This window comes from Streptomyces sp. NPDC104106 (genome assembly GCF_055584345.1).
The window spans coordinates 183,309-203,155 of the sequence record NZ_JBVJMF010000007.1; the positions used below are offsets into that span (position 1 = coordinate 183,309).

General features: G+C 71.9%; 17 protein-coding genes and 1 tRNA gene. 11 read left to right on the plus strand and 7 right to left on the minus strand.

The annotated features are described in order from the left end of the window. Positions 1-4: 4 nt before the first annotated feature. From efeB to ACZ60X_RS18825, 4 genes are all read left to right on the plus strand, one after another. Complete coding sequence (gene efeB, locus ACZ60X_RS18810; protein WP_469599578.1) at positions 5-1,288, plus strand: iron uptake transporter deferrochelatase/peroxidase subunit; 1,284 nt, start codon at positions 5-7, stop codon at positions 1,286-1,288. Between the two features lie 140 nt (positions 1,289-1,428). Then, complete coding sequence (gene pheA, locus ACZ60X_RS18815) at positions 1,429-2,361, plus strand: prephenate dehydratase (RefSeq protein ID WP_469599581.1); 933 nt, start codon at positions 1,429-1,431, stop codon at positions 2,359-2,361. A gap of 599 nt (positions 2,362-2,960) precedes the next feature. Continuing rightward, complete coding sequence (gene serS / locus ACZ60X_RS18820; RefSeq protein ID WP_469599583.1) at positions 2,961-4,238, plus strand: serine--tRNA ligase; 1,278 nt, start codon at positions 2,961-2,963, stop codon at positions 4,236-4,238. Further along, positions 4,235-5,035, plus strand: coding sequence for an HAD family hydrolase (locus tag ACZ60X_RS18825; protein ID WP_469599585.1), 801 nt, complete (start codon positions 4,235-4,237; stop codon positions 5,033-5,035). The genes serS and ACZ60X_RS18825 overlap by 4 nt, the downstream gene beginning before the upstream one ends. Positions 5,036-5,052: 17 nt before the next feature. Here ACZ60X_RS18825 and ACZ60X_RS18830 read toward each other — a convergent pair. The 6 genes from ACZ60X_RS18830 to ACZ60X_RS18855 form a co-directional block, all read right to left on the minus strand. Continuing rightward, a tRNA-Ser gene (locus ACZ60X_RS18830) sits at positions 5,053-5,140 on the minus strand. Positions 5,141-5,399: 259 nt separating this feature from the next. Continuing rightward, positions 5,400-5,651, minus strand: a complete 252-nt coding sequence (locus tag ACZ60X_RS18835; RefSeq protein WP_469599587.1) for an SGM_3592 family protein — start codon at positions 5,649-5,651, stop codon at positions 5,400-5,402. A 78-nt stretch (positions 5,652-5,729) separates the two neighbouring features. After that, the gene (locus ACZ60X_RS18840) at positions 5,730-6,449 is read right to left on the minus strand and encodes an ABC transporter permease subunit (RefSeq protein ID WP_469599589.1); all 720 of its coding nucleotides are present in this window, start codon (positions 6,447-6,449) and stop codon (positions 5,730-5,732) included. Between the two features lie 10 nt (positions 6,450-6,459). After that, the gene (locus ACZ60X_RS18845) at positions 6,460-7,371 is read right to left on the minus strand and encodes an ABC transporter ATP-binding protein (protein ID WP_469599591.1); all 912 of its coding nucleotides are present in this window, start codon (positions 7,369-7,371) and stop codon (positions 6,460-6,462) included. Beyond that, positions 7,368-8,276: an ABC transporter permease subunit gene (locus tag ACZ60X_RS18850; protein WP_469599593.1), complete on the minus strand. Its 909-nt coding sequence runs from the start codon at positions 8,274-8,276 to the stop codon at positions 7,368-7,370. The genes ACZ60X_RS18845 and ACZ60X_RS18850 overlap by 4 nt, the downstream gene beginning before the upstream one ends. Beyond that, positions 8,266-9,246: an ABC transporter ATP-binding protein gene (locus ACZ60X_RS18855; protein WP_469600052.1), complete on the minus strand. Its 981-nt coding sequence runs from the start codon at positions 9,244-9,246 to the stop codon at positions 8,266-8,268. Before ACZ60X_RS18855 ends, ACZ60X_RS18850 begins: the two co-directional genes overlap by 11 nt. Positions 9,247-9,491: 245 nt before the next feature. On the opposite strand from ACZ60X_RS18855, the gene ACZ60X_RS18860 reads away from it, so the two are divergent. From ACZ60X_RS18860 to ACZ60X_RS18890, 7 genes are all read left to right on the plus strand, one after another. Beyond that, on the plus strand, positions 9,492-10,334 hold the full coding sequence (locus ACZ60X_RS18860) for a M24 family metallopeptidase (protein WP_469599596.1): 843 nt from the start codon (positions 9,492-9,494) through the stop codon (positions 10,332-10,334). Further along, positions 10,331-12,085, plus strand: a complete 1,755-nt coding sequence (locus ACZ60X_RS18865) for an SDR family oxidoreductase (protein WP_469599598.1) — start codon at positions 10,331-10,333, stop codon at positions 12,083-12,085. Before ACZ60X_RS18860 ends, ACZ60X_RS18865 begins: the two co-directional genes overlap by 4 nt. A 1-nt stretch (position 12,086) precedes the next feature. Beyond that, positions 12,087-13,031, plus strand: a complete 945-nt coding sequence (locus ACZ60X_RS18870; RefSeq protein ID WP_469599600.1) for a MerR family transcriptional regulator — start codon at positions 12,087-12,089, stop codon at positions 13,029-13,031. Positions 13,032-13,151: 120 nt separating this feature from the next. Next, positions 13,152-13,700 (plus strand): RNA 2'-phosphotransferase, encoded by a 549-nt coding sequence (locus ACZ60X_RS18875; protein ID WP_469599603.1) that lies wholly within the window; start codon positions 13,152-13,154, stop codon positions 13,698-13,700. A 113-nt stretch (positions 13,701-13,813) separates the two neighbouring features. Next, positions 13,814-14,272, plus strand: a complete 459-nt coding sequence (locus ACZ60X_RS18880; RefSeq protein ID WP_469599605.1) for a hypothetical protein — start codon at positions 13,814-13,816, stop codon at positions 14,270-14,272. A gap of 42 nt (positions 14,273-14,314) precedes the next feature. Then, positions 14,315-15,217, plus strand: a complete 903-nt coding sequence (locus ACZ60X_RS18885; protein ID WP_469599607.1) for an LLM class flavin-dependent oxidoreductase — start codon at positions 14,315-14,317, stop codon at positions 15,215-15,217. Between the two features lie 74 nt (positions 15,218-15,291). Then, positions 15,292-16,179, plus strand: coding sequence for an HAD hydrolase family protein (locus tag ACZ60X_RS18890; protein ID WP_469599609.1), 888 nt, complete (start codon positions 15,292-15,294; stop codon positions 16,177-16,179). Positions 16,180-16,294: 115 nt separating this feature from the next. Here ACZ60X_RS18890 and cydD read toward each other — a convergent pair whose 3' ends face one another. Continuing rightward, entirely contained in the window at positions 16,295-19,810 is a 3,516-nt protein-coding gene (cydD, locus tag ACZ60X_RS18895) for a thiol reductant ABC exporter subunit CydD (protein WP_469599612.1), read from the minus strand. Positions 19,811-19,847: the final 37 nt, after the last annotated feature.

A 19,847-nucleotide genomic window follows, 5' to 3' on the forward strand; every position in this document is an offset into this window, starting at 1 on the left:
CACCATGCCCGACCAGTCCATCCCGCAGGCCCCCGCCCCCGCCGAGGCCGCACAGTCCCCCCGGTCCGCGGGCGGCCAGGGCGTCTCCCGGCGCGCGCTGCTCGGCACCGCAGGCGCCACCGGGCTCGTGCTCGGCGCGGCCGGCGGAGCCCTGGGCTACGCGGCCACGCCCGCCCAGGCCACCCCCCTGACCTCGGTGGGCGCCGACCGGGCGATGTTTCACGGGAAACATCAGCCCGGCATCACCGAAGGCCTCCAGGCGCGCGGCCACCTCGCCGCCTTCGACCTCGTGGCGGGCGCCGGCCGCAAGGAGGCGGCGGCCCTGCTGCGCCGCTGGTCGACGACGGCCGAGCGACTGATGGCGGGCGAGGCCGCGCCGCACGACGACACCGACGTGGCCCGGGACGCCGGACCCTCCTCGCTGACGATCACCTTCGGCTTCGGGTACGGCTTCTTCGACAGGACCGGCCTGGAGAAGCAGCGGCCGAGCGGGCTCGACCCGCTGCCGGACTTCTCCTCCGACCATCTGGACAAGGCGCGCAGCGACGGCGACCTGTGGGTGCAGATCGGTGCGAACGACGCCCTGGTGGCCTTCCACGCCCTGCGCGCGATCCAGAAGGACGCGGGCGGCGCGGCCCGGCTGCGCTGGCAGATGAACGGCTTCAACCGCACACCGGGCGCCACCGCGCACCCGATGACGGCCCGCAACCTCATGGGCCAGCTCGACGGCACCCGCAACCCCAAGCCCACGGACTCCGACTTCGACCGGCGGATCTTCGTGCCCGCCTCGGGCGAGCCCGCCTGGATGGCGAACGGTTCCTTCGCCGTCGTACGCCGCATCCGGATGCTCCTGGACGACTGGGAGAAGCTGTCGGTGGCGGCCCAGGAGCAGGTCATCGGGCGGCGCAAGTCGAACGGGGCGCCGCTGTCGGGGGGCGACGAGACGACGCCGATGGACCTGGAGAAGGCCGACGCCAAGGGCGACTACGTCGTGCCGCTCAACGCGCACGCCCGGATCACCCGGCCCGACCAGAACGGCGGCGCGGCCATGCTGCGGCGGCCGTTCTCGTACCACGACGGCTTCGATCCGGACGGCACCCCGGACGCCGGCCTGCTCTTCGTCTGCTGGCAGGCGGACCCGCTGCGCGGCTTCGTCACCGTGCAGCGCAAGCTCGACCGGGGCGACGCCCTCTCGCAGTTCATCCGGCACGAGGCGAGCGGCCTGTTCGCGGTGCCGGGCGGGGCGGCGCCGGGCGAGTACGTGGGGCAGCGGCTGCTGGAGGGCTAGCCCGCCCGGAGTCCGCCGGAGGAGCCGGCGGGTTACTGGGTTTACCGGTATTAGTGGGCTTTCACGGTTCAAACCACCCGGTCGAGCGACTCTCGTGAGACACCCGGGCCCGGGCGGCGCGCGGCCATTAGGGTGAGGACATGCCAGCGAGCTATGCGTATCTCGGTCCCGAGGGCACGTTCACCGAAGTCGCCCTGCGGACACTCCCGGAATCCGCCACCCGGGAGCTGATCCCGTACGTGTCGGTGCAGTCCGCGCTGGACGCGGTGCGGGCGGGCGAGGCCGAGGCCGCGTTCGTCCCGATCGAGAACTCCGTAGAGGGCGGCATCACGACCACCCTGGACGAGCTGGTCGCGGGCGAGCCGCTGACCATCTACCGCGAGGTGCTGCTCTCGATCACCTTCGCGCTGCTGGTCCGGCCCGGCACGAAGCTCACGGACATCAAGACGGTCTCCGCCCACCCGGCGGCCCAGCCGCAGGTGCGCAACTGGCTGCGCGCTCACCTCCCGGACGCGCACTGGGAGTCGGCCGCCTCCAACGCGGACGCCGCCCGTCTGGTCGAGGAGGGCCGTTACGACGCCGCGTTCGCGGGCGAGTTCGCCGCCGCCCGGTACGGCCTCGAAGCCCTGGAGACCGGGATCCACGACGCCGAGAACGCCCAGACCCGGTTCGTGCTGGTCGGCCGCCCGGCCCGGCCCGCCGCACCGACCGGTGCCGACAAGACCTCGGTGGTGCTGTGGCAGCGCGACGACCACCCCGGTGGCCTGCGGGACCTGCTCGGCGAGTTCGCCTCTCGCGGGATCAACCTGATGCTGCTCCAGTCCCGGCCGACCGGCGCCGGGATCGGCAACTACTGCTTCTGCATCGACGCCGAGGGTCATATCGCCGACCGGCGCATGGCCGAGGCGCTGATGGGGCTGAAGCGGCTCTGTCTCCAGGTGCGCTTCCTCGGTTCCTACCCGCGCGCGGACATCACGCCGGCCGAGGCGCGGTCGACCCCGGCGTGGACCTCGGACGAGGAGTTCATGGCAGCGTCGGACTGGGTGGCGCGCTGCCAGGACGGCCGGTTCTAGGGCCACCGGAGGACCGGTTCCGGCCAGTCCTACCTGCATACCATCGTTATCCACAGAAGTTATCCACAGGTCCGCTTCTCGACCTGGGGACAAGTCGACAAGGGCGGGTGGACCGGTCGACAAATCGCCCCTCGGGGCCTTGCTCCGGCCACCACCCCGCACCTCACCCTTCGTCCAGCCGTTTCCGTGGATTCATCTTTTAGGGCGACGGCTTTCCACCTAAAGGTGGGTGTCACCCAGGTTTGCCCTGGGAATTCTCCGGTCCGCGCCGAAGTTTCGGAGTGATCAATTCCGAAGTCCACAGATCTTCCACACAGCCTGTGGATAACTCTTCGAGGGGGTGTGCCCCCCTGTGGACAGAGAGGCTGTGAAGTCCCGTTCCCCACAAGGGAATCCGGTCAACCGGGCACCCCGAGCGCGCCCCGTCCCAGGGAGTGAGACACTTTCGCTTGACGCGATCTCGACCTGTCCCCGGGACGCACCCTTGCACGTTCCGCAAATTACGCATAACGGAACATAGACGCCTAAATGGCTACTGATCGGAACCTCACCGAATAGTGATTCGTGAGCCGCGAGCCCGCACCGGTAGCCTTGGCCTCGTGATTGACCTTCGCCTGCTTCGTGAGGACCCCGACCGTGTGCGCGCGTCCCAGCGCGCCCGTGGAGAGGACGTCGCGCTCGTCGACTCCCTCCTGTCTGCCGACGAGCGGCGCAGGTCCTCCGGCGTCCGCTTCGACGAGCTGCGCGCCGAGCAGAAGCAGCTCGGCAAGCTGATCCCCAAGGCCACCGGCGACGAGAAGGCGGAGCTGCTGGGGCGCGCCGAGCAGCTGAAGGCCGACGTCAAGGCCGCCGACGCCGAGCGCGACGCGGCCGACGCCGAGACCCAGGAGCTGCTGCTCCGGCTCGGCAACCTCGTCCACCCCGACGTGCCCGTCGGCGGCGAGGAGGACTTCGTCACGCTGGAGACGCACGGCACGATCCGTGACTTCGGCGCCGAGGGCTTCGAGCCCAAGGACCACCTGGAGCTGGGCCAGCTGCTCGGCGCGATCGACGTCGAACGCGGCGCCAAGGTCTCCGGCTCCCGCTTCTACTTCCTCACCGGCGTCGGCGCCCTGCTGGAGCTGGCCCTGGTGAACGCGGCACTCGCCCAGGCCACCGCCGCCGGCTTCACGCCGATGCTCACCCCGGCACTGGTGCGCCCGCAGTCCATGGCGGGCACCGGCTTCCTCGGCCAGGCGGCCCAGGACGTCTACCACCTCGACAAGGACGACCTGTACCTGGTCGGCACCTCCGAGGTCCCGCTGGCGGCCTACCACATGGACGAGATCATCGACGCCGACAAGCTGCCGCTGCGGTACGCCGGCTTCTCGCCCTGCTTCCGCCGCGAGGCCGGTTCGCACGGCAAGGACACCCGGGGCATCTTCCGGGTGCACCAGTTCGACAAGGTCGAGATGTTCTCGTACGTCGACCCCGAGGACTCCCGGGCCGAGCACCAGCGCCTGCTGGAGTGGGAGAAGCAGTGGCTGACCTCGCTGGAGCTGCCGTTCCGGGTGATCGACGTCGCCACCGCCGACCTCGGCGCCTCGGCGGCCCGCAAGTTCGACTGCGAGGCGTGGATCCCGACCCAGGGCAAGTACCGCGAGCTGACCTCGACCTCGGACTGCACCGAGTTCCAGTCCCGCCGCCTGTCGATCCGGATGCGTGACGGCAAGCAGGTCAAGCCGCTCGCCACCCTCAACGGCACGCTGTGCGCCGTACCGCGCACGATCGTGGCGATCCTGGAGAACCACCAGCAGGCCGACGGCTCGGTCCGGATCCCTGAGGTGCTGCGCCCGTACCTGGGCGGCCGGGAGGTCCTGGAGCCGGTCGCCAAGTGACCGGGTTCCCGTACCGGCTGATCGCCACCGACCTCGACGGAACGCTCCTGCGCTCCGACGAGTCGATCTCGCGGCGCACCCGAGACGCGCTCGCCGCGGCCACCGCGGCGGGCGCGGCCCACATCGTCGTCACCGGCCGCGCGGTCCCCTGGACCCGGCACGTCCTGGACGACCTCGGCTACGACGGCCTCGCCGTCTGCGGCCAGGGCGCACAGGTCTACGACGCCGGCGCGCACCGCCTGCTGACCTCGGTCACCCTGGACCGTCAGCTGGCGGGCGTGGCCCTGGCCAAGATCGAGGCCGAGGTGGGCCCGCTGTACCTGGCGGCGAGCCGGGACGGCCTGGACGGCGAGGTACTGGTCGGGCCGGGTTACGCGGTCACGGGCGCCCTGCCCGCGACCCCCTTCACGGACGCGTCCGACCTCTGGACGGCCCCGCTGAACAAGATCTACATACAGCATCCGACGCTGTCCGACGACGAACTGGCGGAGGCGGCCCAGCGTGCGGCGGGTGGCTTCGTCACCGTGGCGATGGCCGGGGAAGGCATCGTGGAGCTGCTGCCGCTCGGTCTGTCCAAGGCCAAGGGCCTGTCCCTGGCGGCCCGCCGCCTGGGCCTGAAGGCCGCGGACACGATCGCCTTCGGCGACATGCCCAACGACATCCCGATGTTCGCCTGGTCGTCGCGAGGTGTGGCCATGGCCAACGCCCACGAGTCGCTCCGGGAGGCGGCCGACGAGGTGACGTCCTCCAACGAGGAGGACGGGATCGCGGTGGTGCTGGAACGGATGCTGGGCTGAGCTTTCGGTTTCTTCTGCGGAGGATGCACGGATCGAACGTGCGCGGGGCTGTGAGACCCGACCACGGTTGAGCAAACCGGTGCCTTACCACTCGGCCAATCCTCCGGGTGGGCGGCCCACGCAAGCGCAACGCTCGCGTGCTCGAAGCGGCCGCCCCGGACAGCTCCTCTGGCTCTACGGCGGGGTAACTACACCGGAGCCGGCCTCGGGCCGTCCTGACGGGAGCTGGGCGTACTGCCGTGCATGGGCATCGCCCACCTCCACTCCCGGATCGCGGCGCCGGGACGTTCCCGGCGGATGGGGCACAACCACTCTGCCCCGCCGCCGAGTTGGGCGCCACCGAATTATCCGGTGGCCGACCGCCCTAGCGGCGGCGCCACCTGCGACGCCGCGCCTTGCTGAAGAACCAGCCCGCCGGCGGCTCGTCGGAGCGCCACGGCTGGGGCTCCGGCTCCTCGGCCCGCCAGCGGGCGGCGAGCATACGGGCCCGTGCGGACGGCTCGGAGGTCTCGGCGCCGCGTATGAAGTCCTCGCCCAGGACCAGGCCGTCCAGCCCGTCCCGGACGTCGCCCTCGGACCGCCCGCGACCGTCGCTCCCCGGCATCTCCTCTGCCATCTCCGGCCTCCTAGCCGCTCATCCGCTTTGTCCAGTGTGCCCGGGCCGAGATGAAGTCACCGTCAAGGCGCCGGAGGCCTACTCCTCGCCCGCGAGCTTCAGCGACCGCAGCTTCTGGCCGGCGTACCAGGTGGCCAGCACGGTGACCGCGACCAGCAGCACGGTGGCCGTCGGCAGGCTCACGGTGGAGGTCACGAGGTCACCGCCGGCGACCTTGTGGGCGACCGCCAGCGACCACTGCTGGACGCTGAGCGTGCGGGCGCCGGGCACCAGGGAGCCGAACAGCGCCTCCCACACCAGCGCGTAGACGAGCCCGAAGACCACGGCGTGCCGGGAGACCGTGCCGAGCAGCAGGAACAGCGCCGAGTAGGCGATGGAGGAGACCAGCGCGGCGACCGTGTAGGCGACGGCGATCTGCTGGCCGTTGCCGTTGAGGATCAGGCCCGCGACCAGGGTCGGCACCGCCGAGAAGACCATGGTCACGGCGATGGCGACGATCAGCTTGGTGAAGATGATCGTGGGCCGCTTCAGCGGCTTGGACAGCAGGTAGACGACGGAGCCGTCGTCGATCTCGGGGCCGATCGCGCCCGTGCCGGCGATGACGCCGATGATCGGCACCATCGTGGCGAGCGCGAACCCGCCGAGGACGTTGGCGGCCGTCTGGTCGTCGGCTCCGGACAGGGCGCGCACGGCCACGGAGATCACGATCAGCAGCAGCGGCAGTGCGCCGAGGATGAGGGCCCGGCGTCGGCCGAGCAGGGCCCGGTAGGTGAGCCGGGCGACAGTGGGGTCGTACATCTTCGGCCTCCTACGCCGCGACCAGATACGAGAAGACGGACTCCAGGGACTCGTCGGACGGCGAGACCGTGAGGAGGCGGATGCCGTGGTCCCGGGCGACCTTCGGCAACAGGGCGGTGAAGCGGCCGAAGTCGACGGCCTGGACGCGCAGCGCGCCCTCGCTGTGGTCGACCTCGATGCCGGCCGTGGAGGGGTCGGCGATCAGCGCGGCCGCGAGGGCGCGGTCGTCGCTGGAGCGGACCAGGTAGCGGTGCGGGCGGTCGGTCATCAGCCGGCGGATCCTGCGGAAGTCGCCGCTGGCCGCGTGCCTGCCCGCGACGACGACCTCGATGTGCCGGGCGAGCTGCTCGACCTCTTCGAGGATGTGCGAGGAGAACAGCACCGTGCGGCCCTCGTCGCCCATCTTCCGCAGCAGCTCCATCAGCTGCATGCGCTGGCGCGGGTCCATGCCGTTGAACGGCTCGTCGAGCAGGAGCAGCGACGGCTCGTGGACGAGGGCGCTCGCCATCTTCACGCGCTGGCGCATGCCCTTGGAGTACGTGGAGATCTTGCGGTCCTGCGCGTACTCCATCTCGACGGTGGCCAGGGCCTTCTGGGCCGCCTTGGCGCCGAGGCCGTGCAACTCGGCGTTGGCCACGACGAATTCGCGGCCGGTGAGGAAGTCGTACATCGCCTCGCGCTCGGGGACGATGCCGATGTGCTTGTAGACGGCCTCGTTGCGCCAGACCGGCCGGCCGTCGAGGGTGACCGTGCCGGTGGAGGGGGCGAGGAAACCGCCCATCATGTTGATCAGGGTGGACTTTCCGGCGCCGTTGGGGCCGAGCAGTCCGGTGACGCCGGGGCCGATCGTCATGGTGATGTCGTTGACGGCGACCACGTTGCCGAACCAGCGGGAGACGTGGTCGATGCTGAGCGTGGTCACAGTCCCACCTTCTTGTAGCGGCGCATCAGCAGGCCGTAGCTGCCGGCGATCAGGGCGAGCACGACCAGGACGTAGACCACGCCCTGCCCGGCCGAGGGGCTGATCGCGCCGGGGTTGCGGGCGGTCGCGCCGAGGAAGGCCGACTGGACGCCGTCGATGAGCGTGACCGGCGAGAACAGGCCGATCCACGGGATGGCGGAGGTGTGGTTCTGCACGCTGGCGATGGCCTGGAGCGTGGAGACCGCGCCGTAGGAGATGGTCATCACGGCGATCACGGCGGCGATGCCGAAGCCGCGGCGCGGGGTGACGGCGGCGATGACCAGACCGATGCCGGCGAACAGCAGGGAGAGCAGGGCCACGGAGACCAGTCCCTCGGCGAATACCTTCGTCTGGTGGGCGAAGCCGAGCTTGGCCAGGAGCGCGCCCACGTACATCACGAGCAGGGGAGCGGCGGTCAGGATGAAGACCGCCGAGGCCAGTGCCGCGAACTTGGCGCGGACGTAGTCGGCGGTCTCGATGGGCCGCGAGAAGTACAGGGGTACGGTCTTGAAGCGCAGGTCGCGGGAGACGGACTGGGGGGCCTGCGCGGCGACGTACAGGCTGATCACGGCCTGCAGCATGATCGCGTAGCGGGTGTAGGCCACCGGCAGTTCGTGCGCCTTGGTGAAGACCGTGACGGCCACCATGATGGCGGCGGGCACGCACATCACCGCGAACAGCAGCATCGGCAGCACCTTGGACTTCGCCGAGCGGCCGAGGCCGTAGGCGCCGCGCAGGGACTGCGCGTACAGCGAGCGGCGGGCGTAGGCGCGGCCGAGGCGGGGGCCGTCGTAGCCGCGGTAGCCGATGTCGTGGATGCGGGTCTGGTCACCGGCCGGAACCGGCATCGGGTGCTCAACCGCCATGTCCGACGGCCTCCTTCCGCTGCTCGTCGCTGCTGTGCGCGTCGCCGTCGGTGAACACCTCGGAGATGTGGCGCCGGCGCTGCTCCATGCGCACCAGGCCGAGGCCGAGGTCGGCGACGACGTCGCGGACGAGGTCGTAGGTCTCCTCGCCCTCGGCGGTCAGCAGCAGGATGTGGCCGGCGCCGGGGAGCCCGGCGCCCTCGCCCTGGGTGTCCACCCCGCGCGCGTGGAGCGCCTCGCGGACCGCGCGGGTGCCGTCCGGGTGGGCGTCGCTGTCGGTGACCTCGATCGCGAGGGTGGTCGTCGTCTGGGTGAAGTCGGAAGTGGAGCTGGAGCGCAGGAGCTTGCCGCCGTCGATGACGACGACGTGGTCGCAGGTGCGCTCCAGCTCGCCCAGCAGATGGGAGGTGACCAGGACCGAGATGCCGAAATCGGTGTGGACGCGGCGGATCAGGCCGAGCATCTCGTCCCGCCCGACCGGGTCGAGGCCGTTGGTCGGCTCGTCCAGGAAGACCAGCTGCGGGTCGTGCACCAGCGCCTGGGCGAGCTTCACCCGCTGCTTCATGCCGGTGGAGTAACCGCCGATGGGGCGGTAGCGCTCCTCGTACAGGCCGACGTGGCGCAGGGTGTCCGCGGTGCGCTCGCGGGCGGCGGTGGGCGGCAGGCCGGACATGCGCGCCATGTGGACGACGAACTCGGTGGCCGAGACGTCGGGCGGCAGGCAGTCGTGCTCCGGCATGTACCCGACGCGCTCGCGGATGGCGCCGCCCTTGGTGGCGACGTCCAGGCCGAGCACCTCGGCGCGGCCCTCCGTGGCGGGGGACAGACCCAGCAGGATCTTGATCAGGGTGGACTTGCCGGCGCCGTTGGCTCCGACGAGTCCGGTCACACCGGGTCCGATGTCCACGGACAGCCGGTCGAGAGCGGTCACCCTCGGGAACCGCTTGCTCAGGCTTTCGGTCGCGATCACAGTCACGCCTCCGACGGTAGTGATGCGGGCCACGCCGGTCGTCAGACCTCAGAGCCGTCTTGGAGTCAGCCCCAGGTATTACGGGGCCCTAGGGGATGCCCCTCCTCAGGGTTACCGCGGGTTTTCCACAGCCTGCCAGCATCCCTATTGACGCCACCTCTAACAACTGTCACATTCACCAGTGTCAAGTTACGGACGCGTACCGCAGCCGGCGTCGGACCGGCGGCACGACGGGACGGGGCGGCATGACGACGGCAGTGAGCAGCGAACTCTCCGCGGAGCTGCGAGGGTTCAGGCGGGTGCAGCGCCTCGCTTACGAGTGCGCGGAGGCGGTCGCGGCACGGCTGGAGCCGGGCGTGACGGAGCGCGAGGCGGCGCGGATGCAGCGCGAGTGGCTGCGCGAGCGCGGGGTGCGGGACTGGTTCCACCTGCCCTTCGCCTGGTTCGGCGACCGCACGGCCTTCGTGAACTTCCGTGTACCCCTGCAGTTCTTCCCCACCGACCGTGCGCTGGAGCCCGGGATGCCGTTCATCCTGGACATGGCGCCGGTCCACGAGGGCTGCACGGCGGACATCGGCTACGCGGGCTCGCTGGGCGTGAACCCGGTGCAGGACCGGCTGGTGGCCGACCTGGAGGCGCACCGGGAGCTGATCCTGCGCGAGGTGCGCGAGCGACGCCCCTTGCGCGAGATCTACGAGGACGTGGACCGGCTCATGGTCCGCCAGGGCTACGCCAACCGGCATCGCGCGTACCCCTTCGGCGTGATCGCCCACAAGGTGGACCGCGTGCGACAGCGCCGCTGGTCACCCCACCTCTTCGGGTTCGGTACGCAGTCCCTGAAGGGTCTGGCCTCCGACGCGCTGCACGGCCACCGCGAGGGCTGGTCGCCCCTGTGGTCGCCGTACCGCTTCTCCGACCACCCGCCGCAGCCGGGCCTGTGGGCGGTCGAACCCCACCTCGGCTTCAGGGGTACGGGCGCGAAGTTCGAGGAGATCCTGGTGGTCACCGACTCCAGGGACCCCGAACAGAGCGCGTTCTGGCTGGACGACGATCTGCCGCACGTGCGGCGCTGGGCGGAGGAGAAGTGACGCTGGAAGGTGCGCGGGAGCGCCGGGTGGCGACCGGTGGGGTCGAGCTGTGCGTGGCCGAGCTGGGCGATCCGGAGCAGCCGACGGTGGTGCTGGTGCACGGCTACCCGGACAGCAAGGAGGTCTGGTCGGAGGTCGCCGCCCGGCTCGCGGGCCGCTTCCACGTGGTCCTGTACGACGTCCGGGGCCACGGCCGCTCGACGGCGCCGCGGCCGCTGCGCGGCGGCTTCACCCTGCCCAAGCTCACCGACGACTTCCTGGCCGTCGTGGACGCGGTCAGCCCGGACCGGCCGGTGCACCTGGTCGGACACGACTGGGGCTCGGTGCAGTCCTGGGAGTTCGTCACGGTGGGCCGCACCGAGGGCCGCATCGCCTCCTTCACCTCGATCTCGGGCCCGTCCCTGGACCACTTCGGCCACTGGATCAACGCGCGCGTGAAGCGTCCGACGCCCCGCCGGGTGGGCCAGCTCCTCGGCCAGGGCGCCAAGTCCTGGTACGTCTACCTGCTGCACACCCCCGCCCTGCCCGAGCTGGCTTGGCGCGGCCCGCTGGGCAAGCACTGGCCTGGGATCCTGCGGCGGGTCGAGCGCGTGCCCGGCGGCGACTACCCGACCGCCTCCCTCCCCTCCGACGCGGCGCACGGCGCCTGGCTGTACCGGGACAACGTCCGCGCCCGGCTGACCAGGCCCCGCCCGGACGCGTACGCGCACGCGCCCGTGCAGCTCATCACGCCACAGGGCGACGCGTTCCTGTCCGAGCGGCTCTACGACGACCTGGAGCGGTGGGTGCCGCAGCTGACCCGCCGCACGATCCCGGCCAAGCACTGGGTCCCGCGCACCCGGCCCGACCAACTCGCCGACTGGATCAGCGAGTTCGTCGGCTCGGTCGACGGCGGCCGGCCCGGACCGAAGGCCACGAGCCGGCATGCCGCCCGGTTCGGCGGACAGTTGGTGCTGGTCACCGGGGCGGGCAGCGGGATCGGCCGGGCCACGGCGTTCGCCTTCGCGGAGGCCGGCGCGCGCGTCGTCGCCGTCGACCGCGACGCCGAGGCCGCGGCCCGCACCGCCGAGCTGTCCCGGCTGATCGGCGCGCCCGAGGCCTGGGCGGAGACCGCCGACGTCTCCGACGAACAGGCCATGGAGAAGCTCGCCGAGAAGGTGCACCGCGCGTACGGCGTGCTGGACGTGCTGGTCAACAACGCGGGAATCGGCCTGTCCGGCTCCTTCTTCGCCACCACGACCGACGACTGGCGCAGGGTCCTGGATGTGAACCTGTGGGGGGTGATCCACGGCTGCCGGCTCTTCGGCGCGCGGATGAGCGAGCGCGGCCAGGGCGGCCACATCGTCAACATCGCCTCGGCGGCGGCCTTCCAGCCCTCCCGCGCCCTGCCCGCCTACAGCACCTCCAAGGCGGCGGTGCTGATGCTCTCCGAGTGCCTGCGGGCCGAACTCGCCGGCCAGGGCATCGGGGTGAGCGCGATCTGCCCCGGCATCGTCAACACCAACATCACCTCGACCGCCCGCTTCGCGGGGGTCGACGCGGCGGAGGAACGCCGCCGGCAGAGGAACTCCGCCCGGCTGTACGGCAGGCGCAACTACCCGCCGGAGAAGGTGGCCGAGGCGATCCTGGACGCGGTGATCTGCGACAGGGCGGTCGTCCCGGTGACCCCCGAGGCGCGCGGCGCCCAGCTCATGTCCCGTTTCCTGCCCGGGGCGTTGCGGCGCGTCGCGCGCGTGGAGCCGAGGCTGTGACATGACCGGAGCGCCGACCGCCGCGTACCGCATCGAGGACCTGGCGCACCACACGGCCACCACGGTGCGGACCATCCGCGCCTACCAGGACCGCGGTCTGCTCCCCCGGCCCGAGCGCCGGGGGCGCGCCAACCTCTACTCCGAGGCGCACGTCACCCGGCTGCACCAGATCGCCCATCTCCTCGACCGCGGCTACACCCTGGCCTCGATCAAGGAGCTGCTGGAGGCCTGGGACACCGGACGAGGCCTCGGCGGGGTACTCGGACTGGTCACGGAGGTGGACGGCCCCTGGACGGACGAGCGGCCCGACCGGGTCACCCGCGCCGAGCTGGACTCCCGCTTCGGCGGCGCGCCCGACGACGGCGCCGTGGCGGAGGCGGTCGAGCTGGGCGTGCTGGAGCGGATCGACGGCGACCCGGACACCTTCCTGGTGCCGAGTCCCCAAGAGCTGTCCGCCGCCGTCGAGTTGCACGCGGCTGGAGTCCCGCTGTCGGCCATCTCGGGCCATCTACGGGAGTTGAGGAGCCAGGTCGAGCACATCGCCTCGCGTTTCCTGGAGTTCACCACCGAGTACGTCTTCGCGCGCTACCTGGACGACCCCGGGCACCGCACGGACGCGCACGCGGCGGAAGCGGCCTGCCTGGTGCGCAGGCTGCGCCCGCTGGCCCAGCAGACGATGGAGGCCGAACTGGCCCGCGCCATGCGCAGCTTGGCGACGCGGCACCTGCGCACACGACTGGTCGCGCAGACGTCGGCGAACACGTCCACCGCGACCCGGCCCGTGGCCCTGCCCGTCGACACGATCACCGTGGTGGAAGGGCTTGTTGGTTCCGACCGCATCTCCGAGTTCATCGCACTGGCCGCAGAACGCGAGGTGCACGCCCGCGCGTTGGACCATCTCGCTTCAGAGGCCTTTGAAAGCAGAGAACTTCGCGAATCAGACTAATGGGTACGCCAGTTATCCACAAGGCCCGCAAGTCCCTTGTGGATAACTGCAGTTGGTTGTGGATCAAACCTGCGAACAAAAAAACCTGCGTGATCCACGTCTCTCCCGCACCCTGGAGGCATGGACGAAAGACGCACCGTGAAGGTGTCGAAATACCTCTCCAAGCACCTGCGTCACCAGCCGGAGCGCATCGGTCTCACCCTGGACGCGGCCGGCTGGGTGGAGATCGACGCGCTGATCGCCGCGGCCACCGCCCACGGGTTCCCGGTGACGCGCGAGGAACTGGACCACGTGGTGGCCGTCAACGACAAGCGGCGCTTCGCCGTCGAGGGCGGCAGGATCCGCGCCAGCCAGGGCCACAGCATCGAGGTCGACCTCGGCCTTCCCCCGGCGGCCCCGCCGCCGTACCTCTACCACGGCACCGTCGCCCGCAACCTGGACGCGATCCGCGCGGAGGGGCTCAGGCCCATGGCCCGGCACGACGTCCACCTGTCCGCCGACCGCGAGACCGCCGCCCGGGTCGGCGCCCGCCGCGGCCGCCCGGTCGTGCTCGCCGTGGACGCCGGCGCCATGCACCGCGACGGACATGTGTTCCGCCGCAGCGCCAACGGTGTCTGGCTGACGAAGCACGTACCACCGCGCTACCTGCGCCTCCCCGGCCCCCGCTGAGCCCGCGCGACGCCGCGTCCACCCGCGCCGCCCCCTGCGCTCGACCCGGCGTGACCTGCGCTTTCGCCTCCGGTCCGAGGAACCTTCATACGGAAGCCACCGTCATCGCTGGTATGGACCACCCGCACGAGCATCTGCCGACCACCCAGGCCGCCGTCAACGCCCTGCGCGCCCTCGCCGAGCGCTACGCGCGCGAGATCGAGGTGACCGACGACATCGGCGCCGACCGGACCTCCCGCCGCGAGACCGCGGGCTTCGGCATGACCACCGACCCGGACGGCTCCCTGCCGCACGAGGCGTACGTCGAGTTCGGCGGCGTGCCCCGGGTGAGCGTACTGCTCTACCCGGACGACGACGCGCTGATCACCGTGGAGGGCATCGAATGCCCGGACATCCCGCGCGACGACGTGCCGGCCTTCCTCCGCTCCGTCTTCGACGGCCTCGCCCACGTCAAGGCGCGCCGCTTCCCGCCCGGCTACCGCCTGGTCGTCCCGCTGCCCGGCGACCGAACGCACACGGAGTACGTACCGTTGATCCTGCTCAGTCCGTGGTTGAGCAGGAACGTTCGGTGACCGTGTGGGCCGTTGTCGGTGGGGCCGCTTACCCTCGAACGCATGAGTCTGCGTCTGAGCACCGTGATCCTGCCCTACCGCCGCTGGAGCGAAGGCTCCCGCACGGCCTGGACGCGGGCCGAGCAGCTCGGCTTCCACACTGCGTACACCTACGACCACCTGTCCTGGCGCAGCTTCCGCGACGGCCCGTGGTTCGGCGCCGTACCGACGCTGACCGCCGCCGCCGGTGTCACCGAGCGCCTGCGCCTCGGCACGCTGGTGACCTCGCCGAACTTCCGGCATCCGGTGACCCTCGCCAAAGAGCTGATCTCGCTCGACGACATCTCCGGCGGCCGGATCACCCTCGGCATCGGCGCCGGCGGCACCGGCTTCGACGCCTCGGCGCTCGGTCAGGAACCGTGGAGCCCGCGCGAGCGCGCCGACCGCTTCGCCGAGTTCGTGCCGCTGCTGGACCAGCTGCTCACCGAGGACGCGGTGACCTACGAGGGCCGGTTCTACTCGGCGGACGAGGCGCGGAACATCCCGGGCTGCCTCCAGCGGCCCCGGCTGCCCTTCGCGGTGGCGGCCACCGGTCCGCGCGGCCTCAAGCTCGCCGCCCGGCACGGACAGGCCTGGGTGACCACGGGCGACCCGAAGCTCTACGAGACCGGCACGCCCGAGCAGTCCGTGGAGGCCCTGCGCGGTCAGATCGCCAAGCTGTCCGAGGCCTGCGCGGCCGCCGGACGGGACGTGGCGGAGCTGGACAAGGTCCTGCTCACCGGCTTCACCCCGGACCGCTCCGGGCCGCTTCAGTCCCTGGACGCCTTCGTGGACTTCGCCGGCCGGCACCAGGAGCTGGGCTTCACCGAGATCGTGATCCACTGGCCCATCCCGGACACGGACTTCGCCGCGGACGAGAAGGTCTTCGAGCGCATCGCCATGGAGGGCACCGCCCAACTGGGCTGAGACCGGGGGCCGTCGGGCAGTCGAGGGTCATCTGCGTCTCATCTGTGCGGAGTCATGCACGGCCGTGCGGGCATATGCGCGAGAATGACCGGGTGACCTCAGCGACCAGACAGCCCGGGACCCCGTCCGCCGCCGTACGGCCGCGGCTGATCGCCACCGACCTCGACGGCACGCTGCTGCGCGACGACAAGTCGGTGTCGCCACGGACGGTCGCGGCGCTGGCCGCCGCCGAGGAAGCGGGCGTCGAGGTCTTCTTCGTCACCGGCCGCCCGGCCCGCTGGATGAACGTCGTCAGCGACCACGTTCACGGCCACGGGCTGGCGATCTGCGGAAACGGCGCCGCGGTGGTCGACCTGCACGGCGGCCCCGGCGCCCACCGGTTCGTGAAGGTGCGCGAACTGGCCCGGTCCAACGCCCTCGACGCCGTACGACTGCTGCGTGACGCGGCACCGGGCACGGTGTTCGCGGTCGAGCAGACCTACGGCTTCCACCAGGAGCCCGACTATCCCAAGCTCCACATGGAGATACCGGACAACCTCCTGCCCGCCGAGCGGCTCCTCGCCCACGACGGACCGGTCGCCGACCAGCCCGTGCTCAAGATCCTGGCCTACCACCCCGACCTCGACCCCGACGCCTTCCTCACTCTCGCCCGCGTCGCGATCGGAGACCGCGCCAACGTCACCCGTTCCAGCCCCAGCGCGCTGCTGGAACTGAGCGGCCCCGACGTCTCCAAGGCCAGCACGCTCGCCCTGTGCTGTGCCGAGCGCGGCATCTCGCACGAGGAAGTCGTGGCCTTCGGCGACATGCCCAACGACCTGGAGATGCTGACCTGGGCCGGCCGGTCGTACGCGATGGGCAACGCCCACCCGGACGTCCTCGCCGCCGCCTCGGGCCGCACCGTCGCCAACAACGAGGACGGCGTGGCGGTCGTGATCGAGCAGCTGCTCGCCGACCGTCTCTGACGCCCGGCCGTGTCACGGCGCCTGAAGCACGGCGCCTCCCACACCACCGTCGTCCCGCCGAAGGACTCGGCCAGGACCCGAGCGGCCGGGAGGGGCGGTCAGCGCGACCGGGGGGTCAGCGCGCCCCGGCCGGCGCCTCCGCCGCCTCCTCGCGCCGCGCCATGGCCCGCAGCGGCCCGTCCACCGCGACGAGGTCCGCGTAGCCGCCCCGCTGCACCACGCGGCCCGCGTCCAGCACGATCACCTCGTCCACCGCCGCCAGCCCGGCCAGCCGATGAGTGATCAGCAGCGTCGTACGGCCCTCGGTGGCGGCCAGCAGATCGCCGGTGAGCGCGTCGGCCGTCGGGAGATCCAGGTGCTCGGCGGGCTCGTCGAGCACCAGGACGGGGAAGTCGGCCAGCAGGGCGCGGGCCAGCGCGAGCCGCTGCCGCTGCCCGCCGGACAGCCGCGCGCCGTGTTCACCCACGAGCGTGTCCAGGCCGTCGGGCAGCGAGTCGACCCAGTCCAGCAGCCGGGCCCGGCCCAGGGCCCGGCGCAGATCGTCCTCGGTGGCGTCCTTCCTGGCCAGCAGCAGGTTCTCGCGCACCGAGCTGTCGAAGAGATGCGCGTCCTGCGCACACAGTCCGACGAGCTGCCGTACGTCGTCGCCGGCCAGCGCGTACGCGTCCACACCGGCGAGCGTGTACGCGCCCCCCTCCGGGTCGAGGAAGCGCAGCAGCACCTGGGCGAGGGTCGTCTTGCCGGAGCCGGACGCGCCGACCACGGCGATCCGCCGGCCCTCTTCCAGCGTGAGATCGAACCCGGCCAGCGCCTCGCGCCGCTGTCCCTCGTACCGCGCGGCGAGTCCCTTGACCACGAGGGGGAACGGCGAGGCGGGCGCCTGCCGGGGCTGCTCGGGCTCGTGCACGGGCTCCGGCGCGTCGAGCACCTCGTACACCCGCTCCGCGCTCCGCCGCACCCGCTGCCGGTGCCGCACGGCGAGCGGCATCCCGAGCACGGCTTCGAAGGCGGCCAGCGGAGTGAGGACGACCACGGCCATCGCCACACCGGTGAGCCGGCCGGCCGCCACCGCCTGGGCGCCGAACAGCGCGGTAGCCGCGACGGTCAGGCCGCAGATCAGCGCGGTGAGCCCGTCGCCGAGCGCGGTGGCCACGGCGGCGCGCGAGGCGATCCCGGTGAGGGTGGCGTCGGCGCGCCGGGCCGCGTCCTCGCGGGCGGGCAGCGCGCCGGCGACGGCCAGCTCCGCGGTCCCCGTCAGCAGATCGGTGACGCGGGTGGCGAGCACACCCCGGGCCGGCGCCAGCCGCCGCTCGGCGCGCCGGGCCACGGCCGCGGTGACGATCGGGACACCGGCCCCGGCCGCGGCGAGGCCCACCGCGAGGGCGGCGCCGGCCTCGGGCAGCAGCCAGGCCGTGAAGCCGACGGACCCGGCGGAGACGGCGACGGCGACCGACGCGGGCAGCAGCCAACGCAGCCAATAGTCCTGGAACGCGTCCACGTCCGCGACCAGCCGGGTGAGCAGATCGCCGCGCCGGGCGGTCCGCAGCCCCGCCGGTGCGAGTCGCTCCAGCCGCCGGTAGACCGCGACCCGGGTGTCGGCCAGCATGCGCAGCACGGCGTCATGGGACACCAGCCGCTCGGCGTACCGGAAGACGGCCCGACCGATACCGAAGGTCCGCGTCGCGGTCACGGCCACCATCAGATACAGCACGGGCGGGTGCTGCGAGGCCCGCGAGATGAGCCACCCGGACGTCGCCATCAGCCCGACCGCGCTGCCGAGTGCCAGCGCGCCGAGCACCAAGGCAAGCACCAGCCGACCCCGCCAGGCCCCGGCAAGCCCCCGGACCCGGCCGAGCAGCCGCCGAGACCGCGCGGAATCCCGCCTGCCAGGCTCCTCCGCAGACTCCGCCGGGCCGCCTTCCCACTCGCCGGGCGCCGGCGCCCCCGGGTCACTTTGCGCGTGAGGACGGGGTTCCAGGCGGCTCAGCCGCCCGGCACGACCCTCGTCAGTCAGCCGCACCACCCGGTCGGCCACGTCCAGCAGAGCCGGCCGATGCACGACGAGCAGCACCGTACGGCCGACCGCCAGCCTCCGCACCGCCGCCACGACCTGCGCCTCGGTCGCCCCGTCCAGCGCGGCCGTCGGCTCATCGAGCAGCAGCACGGGCCGGTCGGCGAGGAACGCCCGCGCCAGCGCCAGCCGCTGCCGCTGCCCGGCGGACAGCCCGGCCCCGTCCTCGCCGAGCACCGTCCGCACACCCTCGGGCAGCGCCTCCACGAACTCCCGCGCCCCCGCGTCCCGCAGCGCCCGCTGTACGGCACTGTCGTCCGCGTCGGGCCGGGCCAGCCGTACGTTCTCCGCGATGGTCCCGGCGTACAGGTGCGGCCGCTGCGGCACCCAGGCGATCCGCGACCGCCACTCCTCCAGATCCAGGCCGGCCAGGTCGGCGCCGCCGATCCGCACGTGGCCCGTGGCGGGTTCCACGAACCCCAGCAGTACGTTCAGCAGCGTCGTCTTGCCTACACCGCTCGGCCCGACCAGCGCCACGGTCTCTCCGGGTTCGACGGTGAACGACACATCGGTCACCGCATCCGCCGAACGTCCCGGGTAGCGGACGGTGACCCCGTCGAAGGCGATCGCACCCTCGGGTACGGCACCGGTACCGGACGCCGGCACCGGTGTCTGCAGCACCGTGAAGATCTCCTCCGCCGCGGCGAGCCCCTCGGCCGCCGCGTGGTACTGCGCGCCGACCTGGCGCAGCGGAAGGTAGGCCTCGGGCGCCAGCACCAGGATGACCAGGCCGATGTACAGATCCATGTCCCCGTGGACGAGCCGCATGCCGATCGTCACCGCGACCAGGGCCACCGACAGCGTGGCGAGCAGTTCCAGCGCGAAGGAGGAGAGGAAGGCGATCCGCAGCGTCCGCATGGTCGCCTGCCGGTACTCACCGGTGATCCGGCGGATGGACTCGGCCTGCGCCTTGGCCCGCCCGAACACCTTCAGTGTGGGCAGGCCGGCCACCACGTCGAGGAAGTGCCCGGACAGCCGTGACAGCAACCGCCACTGACGGTCCGTCCGGGACTGCGTGGCCCAGCCGATCAGCACCATGAAGAGCGGGATGAGCGGCAGGGTGCCGACGATGATCGCCGCCGAGACCCAGTCCTCGGTGACGATCCGCGCCAGGACCGCCACCGGCACGACGACCGCGAGCCCCAACTGCGGTAGATAGCGCGAGAAATAGTCGTCCAACGCGTCCACGCCACGCGTGGCGAGAGTGACCAGCGATCCGGTCCGCTGATCGCTCAGCCACCCCGGGCCGAGCGCCGCCGCCCGTGCCAGGAGCCGTCGGCGCAGCTCGGACTTCACCGCCGCGCCGGCCCGGTGGGCGGCCAGTTCCGTGAGCCACGAGACCAGCGCCCGTCCCCCGGCGACAGCCAGCAACAGCAGCAGGGGAGTGCGCAGTTCAGCGACGGACTGCCGGTGCTGGAAGGCACCGACGACGACCTCCGCGATGAGCATCGCCTGGGCGATGACCAGTCCCGCACCGACGGCACCCAGGCCGACGACCGCTACGAGGAAGAGCCGGGTGGCGCGGGCATAGCGCAGCAGACGTGGATCGATTGGTTTCACGTGAAACGTGCCCTTCGGTCCAAGAGGTGTGTTTCAC